Genomic DNA, 11396 nt, shown 5'->3' with positions numbered 1-11396 from the left:
GCGCGTAAAACTAGACCGGCGGGTTTTGCGGCTGGAACAGCCTGCCGCGCTCGGCGATGAGAATCATCAGCAGCGCCGCCACCGACACGCTGCAGAACCCGGCGGCCAGCGGCGTTACCGTACCGTTGAAGGCCTGGCCGATCAGCGTGCCGAGGATGCCGCCAAGAAATGTCTGCATGAACCCGAGAATCGACGAGGCGGTGCCGGCCAGGTGACCGAGCGGCTCCATGGCGAGCGCGTTGAAGTTCGCGCCGAGCGCGCCGAACGGTACCATGGCGCAGGCAAAGAAAGTAATGAAGAGCCAGAGCGGCATCTTCATTTCGATGGAAACGACCAGCCAGGCAAGGCTGATGGCCAGAAACAGCAGCAGCGCGCTTTGCGACAGACGGCGCATGCCGATGCGGCCGACGAGGCGCGAGTTGAGGTAGTTCGAAAAAGCAAGCACGCCGGCAACCCCCGCGAAGATGACCGGGAACATCTCGCCGACATCGAACACGCTGACATAGATCTGCTGGGCCGAGGCGATGAAGCCGAACATGGCGCCGAAGATGAAGGTGCTGGCGAAGGCGTAGCAGAGCGCGATGCGGTTGGTGAGAACGATGCGGAAGCCGCCGATGATGGAGGACAGCGTCAGCGGCCGGCGATATTCTGGATGTAGTGTCTCGGGCAGGCGCAACAGCGACCAGGCGGACACGATCAGCGCGCCGGCCGCCATGGTGACGAAGATCACGTGCCAGGTCGCAAACAGCATGATGAATTGGCCGATACCGGGTGCCACCACCGGAATTGCCATGAACACCATGAAGATCAAGGACATGACTTCGGCCATGCGCCTTCCGTCGAACGTATCGCGCACGATCGAGACGGCAATGACGCGCGTCGCCGCCGCGCCGATGCCTTGCACGGCCCGGCATAGCAGAAGCGTGGCGAATGACGGGGCGACTGCAGCAGCGCCCGCCGCCGCAACATAGATCACCAGCCCGGCAACCAGCGGAGCGCGGCGCCCGAAGCGGTCCGAGACGGGCCCGAAGAACAGTTGCCCACCGCCGAAGCCCAGTATGTAGGCGGTGATCACATATTGCCGGTGGTTTTCATTTTCGACGCCGAGCGAGGCGCCGATCTGCTGCAGCGCCGGCAACATGATGTCGATGGCCAGCGAATTGAGCGCCATCAGCGCCGCGCATAGCGCGATGAATTCCCAGCGCGGAATAGGCAAGGTGCTTGCCTTTTGCTGCGCTTGTGCTTGCTGATCCACGGCCAGTCCGATCTTCAAACGAAAATGCGCCGGCGTGCCGACGCATCCATTCGTTCATTGCCCCGATAGCGGGCACAACTTTTTGCCAAGGTGCCCCGGCGCTAAGCGCATGACCCCGACAATCGCAGTCGATCTTCGGAGAGCCATACGCAAAACAGAAGTCAGGCGGCGCCTTTGACGCTGACGCCCTTTTCGACGAGGAAGGTCTGCAATTCGCCCGCCTGGAACATCTCGCGGATGATGTCGCAGCCGCCGACGAATTCGCCCTTGACGTAGAGCTGCGGGATGGTCGGCCAGTTGGAATAGTCCTTGATGCCTTGCCGTAGCTCGGCCGACGTCAGCACGTCGACACCCTTATAGTCGGCGCCGATATAGTCGAGGATCTGCACGACCTGACCGGAAAATCCGCATTGCGGGAAGCCGGGCGTGCCTTTCATGAAGAGAACAACGTCGTTGCCCTTCACTTCATTATCGATGTAGTCGTTGATGCCGCTCATGGAATACCCTTTCATGCCTGTGGGAGTCAGGCTCGAACATTACCCTTCAAATAAACCCATGGGTTGCGCGAAACAAGATGTTTGCCGCCTTGCCATGCAAATGGCGCAAAGGAACGTCTGATCTTGTGCCAAGCCGTTGGCCACCATCTTTCCCGAGGCGCGATGAAAAGACGATATCTCGCCGGGTTCCTCCTCGCCGTTCTGCTCGCCGCACTGGCCTTGATTTGGTGGGCCAGGTCGCCGAGACAGCCACCCCTCGTCGTCGGCGGTGAATTGCCGGCGCCGTGCCGCGACGCGAGCTTCGAGGCGGCCGCCTACGTCGTCTGCGAAATCGATCTGCGCCGCTATGACATCGGTGTGTTCCACGTAGGCCTCGACGGCAAGGCCTTCGGTTCCCTGGACAAATTCGACAAGGCGATGGCGGATCAGGGCCGGCCGGTGCTGCTCGCCATGAACGCCGGCATGTATCACCAAGATCTGACCCCAGTCGGCCTTCTCGTCGAAGACGGCCGGGAGAAGGCGCCGCTCAACGTCGCCGACAGCGAAGGCAATTTCTTCCTGAAACCGAATGGCGTATTCGTGGTCCGCAAGGACGGCAAGGCGGCGGTCATGGAGACAAGTGCCTATGCCGCGGCCGGGCCGGACGTGATGGTCGCCACGCAATCCGGCCCGATGCTGGTGATCGACGGCCGGCTTCATCCCCGTTTCGAGCAGGACGGCACATCGCGCTATATCCGCAACGGCGTCGGCGTGCTTGACGAAAACACCGTCGTGCTGGCGATCTCGCGCTCTCAAGTCAGCCTCGGCAGCTTCGCACGGCTGTTTCGAGATGCGCTCAATTGCCCCAATGCGCTTTTCTTCGACGGGGTCGTGTCGGCGCTGTCGAATGGCGAGCGGATGATTGTTGGTGGAAACTATCCGGCCGGGCCGATCATTGCCGTGACCGGCAAGGCGCTTGCGAGCCGGTAACTGGACGGGAGTTTAGTCCGGCACGCTGGTCTGCAGGGCAAGCGCGTGCAGCACGCCGCCCATGTTGCCCTTCAGCGCGTCATAGACCATCTGGTGCTGCTGGACGCGGCTTTTGCCGCGAAAGCTTTCGGCCACCACCTCCGCCGCATAATGGTCGCCATCGCCGGCCAGGTCGCGAATCGTCACCTTGGCGTCCGGAATGCCTTCCTTGATCAGCCGTTCGATGTCGTGGGCGTCCATTGCCATGCGAGGATTCCTTGTTCAGGTCGTGAACTCATAGATATGGTCGAAACGGCGGATGAACCACAGTGAAACGGCTCCACTCGATCACATCACGGGTCCACGACCTCATTTGCCATGAAGCGAGGGAACCAGGATTCGTGGGCAGCGGTCAATTCACTGACCGGTATCGCACGTGCCTCGCCCAGCTTCAGTTCGCTGCCGCCGGTCGAGCCGATCCACGGTGCAAAAATGCCGAGCTTGCTTTGCTGTTCGCGAATGGCATCCCACGCCTCGCTCTGCGGGTCGATCGACAGCGTCAGCAGATAGCGGCCCTGATCCTCGCCGAACCAGACCGGGATCGGATCGGTGCCGATCAGGCCGGGGATGGTCGCGCCGATGCCGGAGGCCATCGCCATCTCGGCCAACGCCACCGCGATGCCGCCATCGGAAACGTCATGCGCCGCGGTAACGACGCCCGACGCAATCAGCGCCCGCACATGGTCACCGACGCGCTTTTCGTGATCGAGATCGACGGGCGGCGGCGGGCCGTCGGCACGGCCATGGATGTCGCGCATATAGACCGATTGGCCAAGATGCGTGCCCCACATGGTCGGTGCGCCGACCAGCACGATCATCTGGCCTTCGGCGGCAAAGCCGATCCGCACCATTTTCGACCAATCGGCAATCAGCCCGACGCCGCCGATGGTTGGTGTCGGCAGTATGCCTTGGCCGTTGGTCTCATTGTAGAGCGAGACGTTGCCGGAGACGATCGGGAAGCCCAGCGCCCTGCAGGCATCGCCAATACCTTTCACCGCGCCGACCAACTGACCCATGATCTCCGGCCGTTCCGGATTGCCGAAATTAAGGTTGTCGGTGGCCGCGAGCGGCAAGGCACCGGTGGCGGTAAGATTGCGCCAGCATTCGGCCACCGCCTGCTTGCCTCCCTCGTAGGGGTCGGCCTCGCAATAGCGCGGCGTCACGTCGGAGGAGAAGGCGAGCGCCTTGGTCGGATGACCGTCGATCCGCACGACGCCGGCATCGCCGCCGGGAAGCTGCAACGAATTGCCTTGGATCAGCGTGTCGTACTGCTCCCACACCCAGCGGCGCGAGGACAGGTCCGGCCCGCCAAGCAGCTTCAGCAAAGCCTCGGCCACATCGGTTTGCGGTGCATCGCCGGCGCCCAATGGCGCCGGCTTCTTCGGCTCGACCCAGGGACGGTCATATTCCGGCGCCTGGTCGCCGAGATCCTTGATCGGCAGGTTGGCGACCTCGTCGCCCTGGTGCAGCACGCGGAAGCGCAGATCGTCGGTGGTCTTGCCGACGATGGCAAAGTCGAGGCCCCATTTGTGGAAGATCGCCTCGGCCTGTTTTTCCTTTTCGGGGCGCAGCACCATCAGCATGCGCTCCTGGCTCTCCGAAAGCATCATCTCATAAGCGCTCATGCGCTCTTCACGCACCGGCACCTTGTCGAGATCGAGCTCAATGCCGAGGTCGCCCTTGGCGCCCATTTCGACCGCCGAGCAGGTGAGACCAGCGGCACCCATGTCCTGGATGGCAATAACGGCGCCGGACGCCATCAGTTCGAGGCAGGCTTCGAGCAGGCATTTTTCGGTGAAGGGATCGCCAACCTGGACCGTGGGCCGCTTCTCGTCGATCTTGTCGTCGAATTCGGCCGAGGCCATGGTGGCGCCGCCGACGCCGTCGCGACCGGTCTTGGCGCCGAGATAGACGACCGGCAGGCCGACGCCCTTGGCCTCGGACAAAAAGATTGCGTCCGTCTTCGCGAGGCCCGCGGCAAACGCATTGACCAGGATATTGCCATTGTAGCGGGCGTCGAAATTGACCTCGCCGCCGACCGTCGGCACGCCGAAGGAATTGCCATAGCCACCGACGCCGGAAACGACGCCGGCAACGAGGTGCCTGGTTTTGGGATGATCCGGCGCACCGAAGCGCAGCGCGTTCATCGCCGCGATCGGCCGCGCGCCCATGGTGAAGACATCGCGCAGGATGCCGCCGACGCCGGTCGCCGCTCCCTGATAAGGCTCGATATATGAGGGATGGTTATGGCTCTCCATCTTGAAGACGACGCAGTCGCCGTCGCCGATGTCGACCACGCCGGCATTCTCGCCCGGGCCCTGGATGACTTGCGGCCCGGTGGTCGGCAGCGTACGCAGCCATTTTTTCGAGGATTTGTAGGAACAATGCTCGTTCCACATCGCGGAAAAAATACCGAGTTCGGTAAAGCTCGGCTCGCGCCCGACCAGGTCGAGGATGCGTTGGTACTCGTCGGGCTTCAGCCCGTGCGCGGCAATGAGTTCCGGAGTGATCGGCACGGAATTGGAAATGGTCATGATCGGCAATTTGTGTCCTTGGGATCGAGTCCCGTCTTATCGCAAGCTTTGCAGCCGATACACCCCGTCGGATGACTAAAACGACGGAAAGCAACAGCTTGCCGCAAGTAGCGGAAGATCGCCACTCGACCCGCCGGTTTCAAGCCGGTTCAGGAAAAGCTGTCGTAGCCGGCGCGGCCTTCGTCCAGAAGCCGCCGGATCACAGCGACGCCGTGCGCAATATCGTCCCGCTGTCGCGGCTGCGAGATGCCAAACCGCACGCCGTGAAAGGCCTGTTCGGAACGCCCCGCCTTGAACTCGTCCTCGTCGTCGATGAGCACGCCATGTTCGAGGCAAGCCTGTTTGAAAGTGCCGGAAAGCCATGGGTCCGGCAAAGTGAGCCAGACGAACGGCACATTATCCAGCGCCTTGAAGTCGAAGCCGTCGAGTGTCTCGCGCACGATCGCGATGCGCGCACCGATCTCGGCAATGCTGCGCTTGCGCATCTCGGCGGCCTGACCGGACAACACCAGCCGGCTGCCCACCTCCGCCAGCAGAAAGGGCAGGCCGCCCGTCATCATCTTATGGGCAACCCGGATGCGGTGACGATAGGCCGGCGGGCAAGCGAGCCAACCGCCGCGAACACCCGCCGCGACCGATTTCGACAGGCCGCCGGCAACGATGGTCCGTTCGGGAGCATATTCGGCCAGTAAAGGCGTCGGGTCGTCGGTCAGTCCGCCATAGAGATCGTCCTCGATCAAGACGACGTTATATTGACGGGCGACATGCGCGATTGCCTCGCGGCGCGATGCCGACAGCGTTGTCAGCGTCGGGTTCTTGGCCGTCGGCATCAAAAACATCATCTTCGGGTGCTTTTGTGCGCAGACGCGCTCGAAATCCTGGGGATCGATGCCCTCGTCGTCAGCCGCCACCAGTGCGGTCCGGCGACCGATCAGGCCGGCGCTGCGGGAGATCTGCGAATAGGTGAGGTGCTCGAAGACGACATAGTCGCCGGGGGCGGTGAGCCCCGCAATTGTTGCCATCACCGCGGCGTGGGTGCCGAGCGTGGGGACAATGGCATCCGCCGCCGGGCGATAGGAATTGCGCGACAGCCAGCGCCTGCCGGCCTCGAACCAGCGGTCCGGGAAATCACGCGTGTAGCTTGAAATCTCATGCGGATGGTCTTGCGCCGTGCGTGTCAACACATCGGCGACGATGGCACCCTGGCCGACATCCGGTGCGGCGGTGCTATCGAAGCGCATCTTGTCGCCGGGCGCATCCATATAGCGCGTGCCTTGTTCGACCGGCTCCAGGAAATCCGGCTTTGCGCTTTCCGACTGCTGAGCGAGAACATAGGTTCCGCGGCCCACCTCGCCGCTGACCAATCCCCGCTCGCGCAGCAATTGATAGGCCCTGCCGACGGTGCCGACGGTCGTGCCGATGTCGTATGCCAGATCGCGCTGCGGCGGCAGCTTTGCCCCTGCACCGATCAGGCCGCGGTCGATGTCCGTCTCGATGGAATCGGCAAGCCGCTGATAGAGCGGGCCGGTACCCGCGGTAAGATCTGGAAGCCAAGTTGTCATGGTGACAATTTTTTACATTGCACCAGGATGTGAGTCAATACATATCAGATCGGCGGCGAGAAGGGTACAATCCGAAGTTTTGGCAGAAAGAAAATGGCTACAATAGAGACAATCCGCCCCGTTAGGGCTGAATTGCAGATGCAGGTGGCGCCTCCGTTAGGCCGGCCAACCTATGTTAGTCGGCTGGTGCGTACGCTCGGATCCTTCGCGAGATGGATTGGCAGGCTAATGGATCGTCGGCGCAGCCGGCTGGTCCTGCTCGAGATGACCGACGACCAGCTCAAGGACATAGGCATTACGCGTTGTGATGCCCATCGTGAGGGCCTCAGGCCGTTCTGGGACTGAGGGTTGAGGCACCGCACTTTAGCGGACGCCCGCCGCCCTGAGCCTCGATACGCCGTGGTCCACAAGCACGGCCACGATACACAGAACCAGAAAAAGCCCGGTGATGGCCAGAGCCGAGACGGCGACGCTGGCCGCCCCGTGTTTGGAGACGTCGAGGAATGGATAGGGTACTTCGCCGACGATCGGCGCCCGCAGCAGCGCGTAGGCCAGATAGGCGATCGGATAGATCATCCACCACGAGATGTCACGCCATCGCGTCGAGCCGTCGGCGCCCGCCACAAGCCACCACAGCACGAACACCACCGGCGTCACATAGTGCAGGAGCACGTCGCAGAGCAGGAACAGCCCTTGCGGCTGCCAAAGCTGCGCCAGGACCGTGGCGTAGATAATGAGGACCAGGCTTATGGCGACGGCTACGCCCGCCCCTATCCGTGGCCCGGCAAAGGCCGGAAACCAGGCATAACCCGTCGACGACAGCAACGAGGCATGGACGAGCACCGCGCCGATGTTGGTCAGGATGGTGAAGAAGCTGAAATAGAAGACCAGCGAGCCGACAAAGCCGCGGCCGGCTTCCATTGATGCCGGGACGGTGATGCAGAGCTGCAGGACGAGCCCGGCCAGGCCGACGACCAGACCGGTGATCTGCAGCAAGCGACCCATTGGGCTAGGCAGCAGCGCCACAGGCCGGATTGCCGGCCTGCCAGCGGGCAATGTCCGAGCCGATGCGGCCGCCGAGCGGTTCCGCCATCAATGGGCCGAACACGTCGACGCGGCTCGAATTGCCTTGCGCCTGCACGACCAGCAACGGCTTTCCGCCATAATGTTTGGCCGGCACCAGCAGGAAGCGCGGCGTGCCGCTGAACGAATTCAGCTCGTTGGCCATCTGATAGGATTTGAAGGCAGGGTCCTTGCTGGCGATCCAGCATTTGTGGGCAGCTATTGCCACCTGCTCCATGGCAAGCAGTGACGCGCTCTTGCCCGCCGGCGCCGGCGTGCTCTTCGGGCTTGACTGGCATGAGGCGAGTACAAGCCCGGCGGCAGTAGCGACGGCGAGGCGGGCGAGTGTCAATCGCATGGTCAAGCGGCGCCCATCTCGAGTTCGGACAGAAAGATCTTCAGACCGTCTGTCATCTCACCCCAGACGCGCGACAGCGCCGGATGCTGCAAGGCGATTTGCTCATAGGCATCGAATTTCGGATAGGCGTCAAGCAGGTCGGGGCGGCCGATCGTCGCCCTGAAATTGTTGAAGACGAAGCGGGTCGGCGTCAGCCACGCATCGGCGAAGGAGATGTCGTCGCCGAGCGCGAACGGGCCATGCGCCATGCGGGCCTCGATTGCCGCAAGCCCGTGATGCAATCGGGCGAACTGTGCCTTGATGTCCGCCTCGTTGCGCTGCGGCACGAAATAGAGCTCGAACAGCTTCATCGTTGGGGCGAGCACGTCAAGGTCGGTGATGCGGGCGAACATGCGCACCAACGCCCGGTCTTTCGAATCCTTGGGCAGCAGCGCTGGCTCGGGAAAGCGCTCCTCCAGATATTCGGCAATGACCACGGATTCGACGATCGTTTCGCCCGAGCCGGTGATCAGCACTGGAATCCGATTGAGCGGGGAGATGGCACGGAATGCCTCGGGAATGGGAAACCCAGGCGGCGGTGCAATGACCTTGAGCGGCACGTTCTTGATGTAGGCCAGCGCCCGCACGATCGACGAATAGGGCGACAGCGGTCGCGAATAGAGTTTCATGACCGTCGCTCCAGGAGGAAGATTGAATGCATCAAGCGGCGATGCCCAGCGCGCTTTCGAACAGCGCCCGGCCGTCGCTGCCGCCATGCGCCGCTTCAATCAGGTTCTCGGGATGCGGCATCAGGCCGAGCACATTGCCACGGCCGTTGACAATGCCGGCAATGTCGTTGATCGAGCCGTTGGGATTGGTGCCTTCGGCATATCGGAACACCACCTGGCCTTCGCCTTCGAGGCGGGCCAGCGTTTCGGCATCAGCAAAATAATTGCCGTCATGATGCGCCACCGGCGCGCGGATGACCTGGCCCGGCTGATAGCGGCGGGTGAACATCGTGTTGGCATTGACGATCTGCAGCTTGACTTGCCGGCAGACGAATTTCAGCGAGGTGTTGCGCATCAATGCACCCGGCAACAGGCCGGCCTCGACCAGGATCTGGAAGCCGTTGCAGACGCCGATGACCGTGACGCCCTTGGCCGCCTTTTCGGCCACAGCCCGCATCACCGGCATGCGCGCGGCAATAGCGCCGCAGCGCAGATAATCGCCAAAGGAAAAGCCGCCGGGAATGGCGATCAGGTCGACATCGGGAATTTCAGTGTCGGTCTGCCAGACGGTGACCGGCGGCGTGCCGGAAATCTTGGTCAGCGCCGCGATCATGTCACGGTCGCGATTAAGGCCGGGGAGCAGGACGACGGCTGATTTCATGAGAATTCATGCTCGTTGAGTTGGAACAGATATCGCGGCAAAACATGGCTGGTCAGCCAGACGCCATTTTCGGAAAGAAAAAATAAGGCGCCGTTTTTGGCCATGTTTTCCGAGTCGATCCGCAGGATAACACTTCTCCCCTTGCGGCGCTGTGCGACGATCACAGCTGTTTCAATGTCTTTTGACAAATGAACGTGCTGCCGAGACTGGCTGATCAAGCCTTCTCGTAAGATGCTGGGGAGAAACTCTTCCTTGGTGCCGTGATATAAGACTGTTGGAGGAATTGATGGCGACAGGCCGAGATCAATCTCGACACTGTGGCCTTGAACCGCACGGACACGATCACCGTCGATTGCAAAGCGCTTTTTCGGGTTCTCGTCGATGATCCGAACAACCTCGGCGGCGGATGTGCCGAACTTCGCCTGAATCGCCGCGCAAAGTTTGTTGAAATCAGTCCAACCGTTCTCATCCAAAGTCAGCCCCGCTTCATGGGGAGCATGGCGTAAAACAAGACTCATGAACTTCGATATCTGGATGTCTTTCGACAAGCTCAGCCGATCTCCACCGCGTAATTCTCAATCACCGTATTCGCCAGAAGCTTGTCGCACATAGCTTTCAGATCGGCCTCGGCCTTGGCCTTGTCGCCCTCGGCAAGCTCGATATCGAAAACCTTGCCTTGCCGCACCTGGCCGACGCCGCCGAAACCCATTCCGGAAAGCGCATGCTCGATTGCCTTGCCTTGCGGGTCGAGCACGCCGTTCTTGAGGGTTACGGTAATGCGGGCCTTGATCACGCTGGACATGCTCCTGTTCACCTGTTGAGCGGGCAAGCCGTCAGTGCGGCTTGCCTTTGACACCGTCGGTCGATGCGACGAGCACCGGTCCGGCAGGGCGCGGCGGTTCGTTCTCGTTCATGATGCCGAGGCGGCGGGCAACTTCCTGATAGGCTTCGACGAGCCCGCCCATGTCGCGGCGGAAGCGGTCCTTGTCGAGCTTGTCCTGGGTCGCCACGTCCCACAGCCGGCAGGAATCCGGCGAGATCTCGTCGGCGACGACGATGCGCATCATATCGCCTTCGAACAGGCGGCCGCATTCGATTTTGAAATCGACGAGCTGGATCCCGACGCCCATGAACAGGCCGGAAAGGAAGTCGTTGACGCGAATGGCCAGCGCCATGACGTCGTCGATCTCCTGCGGGCTCGCCCAGCCGAAGGCGGTGATGTGCTCTTCCGATACCATCGGATCGTCGAGCGCATCGGCCTTGTAATAGAATTCGATGATCGAGCGCGGCAGCACGGTGCCTTCCTCGATGCCGAGGCGCTTGGCCAGCGAGCCGGCGGCGACGTTGCGCACCACCACTTCGAGCGGGATGATCTCGACTTCCTTGATCAGCTGCTCGCGCATGTTGAGCCGGCGGATGAAGTGGGTCGGAATGCCCATCCGGTTGAGATGGTTGAAGATGTGCTCGGAAATGCGGTTGTTGAGCACGCCTTTGCCATCGACGATTTCATGCTTCTTCTTGTTGAAAGCGGTGGCGTCGTCCTTGAAGAACTGGATCAGCGTGCCAGGCTCCGGTCCCTCATAAAGGATCTTGGCCTTGCCTTCATAAATGCGGCGGCGATTTTTCATCTGATTTTTCTCTGGATTTGCGGGCAGGCGGCAAGCGACCAGTTCCTGTCCGTCTGCCTAAAATAAGATGGCGACGGTGGGGTTCAATGCCGGTGTCTATCCCAATCGCACTGTTTGCTCAATC

At 61.7% G+C, this 11396-nt stretch carries 14 protein-coding genes; 2 read left to right on the top strand and 12 right to left on the bottom strand.

The window, feature by feature from the left end; genetic code table 11:
• Positions 1-10: 10 nt before the first annotated feature.
• Positions 11-1210, bottom strand: coding sequence for a multidrug effflux MFS transporter (locus NKH37_RS19595; protein WP_031193515.1), 1200 nt, complete (start codon positions 1208-1210; stop codon positions 11-13).
• A gap of 206 nt (positions 1211-1416) precedes the next feature.
• Positions 1417-1752: a Grx4 family monothiol glutaredoxin gene (gene grxD, locus NKH37_RS19590; RefSeq protein WP_023674712.1), complete on the bottom strand. Its 336-nt coding sequence runs from the start codon at positions 1750-1752 to the stop codon at positions 1417-1419.
• A 162-nt stretch (positions 1753-1914) separates the two neighbouring features.
• On the opposite strand from grxD, the gene NKH37_RS19585 reads away from it, so the two are divergent.
• Positions 1915-2721 carry a phosphodiester glycosidase family protein gene (locus tag NKH37_RS19585; RefSeq protein ID WP_352495801.1) on the top strand — a complete coding sequence of 269 codons (807 nt, stop codon included), beginning with the start codon at positions 1915-1917 and terminating at the stop codon, positions 2719-2721.
• 12 nt (positions 2722-2733) lie between these two features.
• Here the strand turns inward: NKH37_RS19585 and NKH37_RS19580 are convergent, their stop codons facing one another.
• The 3 genes from NKH37_RS19580 to NKH37_RS19570 all read right to left on the bottom strand — a co-directional run bounded on the left by NKH37_RS19580 (position 2734) and on the right by NKH37_RS19570 (position 6856).
• Positions 2734-2967 carry a BolA/IbaG family iron-sulfur metabolism protein gene (locus NKH37_RS19580; protein ID WP_023674714.1) on the bottom strand — a complete coding sequence of 78 codons (234 nt, stop codon included), beginning with the start codon at positions 2965-2967 and terminating at the stop codon, positions 2734-2736.
• An 86-nt stretch (positions 2968-3053) separates the two neighbouring features.
• Positions 3054-5294, bottom strand: a complete 2241-nt coding sequence (purL, locus tag NKH37_RS19575; RefSeq protein ID WP_023717381.1) for a phosphoribosylformylglycinamidine synthase subunit PurL — start codon at positions 5292-5294, stop codon at positions 3054-3056.
• Between the two features lie 149 nt (positions 5295-5443).
• The gene (locus NKH37_RS19570) at positions 5444-6856 is read right to left on the bottom strand and encodes an aminotransferase-like domain-containing protein (RefSeq protein WP_023717382.1); all 1413 of its coding nucleotides are present in this window, start codon (positions 6854-6856) and stop codon (positions 5444-5446) included.
• 93 nt (positions 6857-6949) lie between these two features.
• On the opposite strand from NKH37_RS19570, the gene NKH37_RS19565 reads away from it, so the two are divergent.
• Positions 6950-7201 (top strand): DUF1127 domain-containing protein, encoded by a 252-nt coding sequence (locus NKH37_RS19565; RefSeq protein WP_023717383.1) that lies wholly within the window; start codon positions 6950-6952, stop codon positions 7199-7201.
• An 18-nt stretch (positions 7202-7219) separates the two neighbouring features.
• Here the strand turns inward: NKH37_RS19565 and NKH37_RS19560 are convergent, their stop codons facing one another.
• Genes NKH37_RS19560 through purC form a run of 7 tightly spaced genes read right to left on the bottom strand, consistent with a single transcriptional unit; the run spans position 7220 to position 11272 of the window.
• Complete coding sequence (locus NKH37_RS19560; protein ID WP_023717384.1) at positions 7220-7861, bottom strand: Pr6Pr family membrane protein; 642 nt, start codon at positions 7859-7861, stop codon at positions 7220-7222.
• A gap of 4 nt (positions 7862-7865) precedes the next feature.
• Positions 7866-8276, bottom strand: a complete 411-nt coding sequence (locus NKH37_RS19555) for a hypothetical protein (RefSeq protein ID WP_023717385.1) — start codon at positions 8274-8276, stop codon at positions 7866-7868.
• A 2-nt stretch (positions 8277-8278) separates the two neighbouring features.
• Entirely contained in the window at positions 8279-8944 is a 666-nt protein-coding gene (locus tag NKH37_RS19550; RefSeq protein ID WP_023717386.1) for a glutathione S-transferase family protein, read from the bottom strand.
• Between the two features lie 31 nt (positions 8945-8975).
• Entirely contained in the window at positions 8976-9644 is a 669-nt protein-coding gene (gene purQ / locus NKH37_RS19545; RefSeq protein WP_352495802.1) for a phosphoribosylformylglycinamidine synthase subunit PurQ, read from the bottom strand.
• The gene (locus NKH37_RS19540; RefSeq protein ID WP_352481308.1) at positions 9641-10198 is read right to left on the bottom strand and encodes an RNA 2'-phosphotransferase; all 558 of its coding nucleotides are present in this window, start codon (positions 10196-10198) and stop codon (positions 9641-9643) included. Before NKH37_RS19540 ends, purQ begins: the two co-directional genes overlap by 4 nt.
• A complete protein-coding gene (gene purS, locus NKH37_RS19535) occupies positions 10195-10437 on the bottom strand; it encodes a phosphoribosylformylglycinamidine synthase subunit PurS (protein ID WP_023717389.1) in 243 nt (80 codons plus the stop codon). Before purS ends, NKH37_RS19540 begins: the two co-directional genes overlap by 4 nt.
• Positions 10438-10477: 40 nt before the next feature.
• On the bottom strand, positions 10478-11272 hold the full coding sequence (purC, locus tag NKH37_RS19530) for a phosphoribosylaminoimidazolesuccinocarboxamide synthase (protein WP_023674725.1): 795 nt from the start codon (positions 11270-11272) through the stop codon (positions 10478-10480).
• Positions 11273-11396: the final 124 nt, after the last annotated feature.

Origin of the sequence: Mesorhizobium sp. M1217 (assembly GCF_040318275.1) — a bacterium.
Taxonomy (GTDB): Bacteria; Pseudomonadota; Alphaproteobacteria; order Rhizobiales; family Rhizobiaceae; genus Mesorhizobium.
Note: the sequence above shows the minus strand (reverse complement) of the source record. Positions and strands in the feature narration are given on the sequence as shown.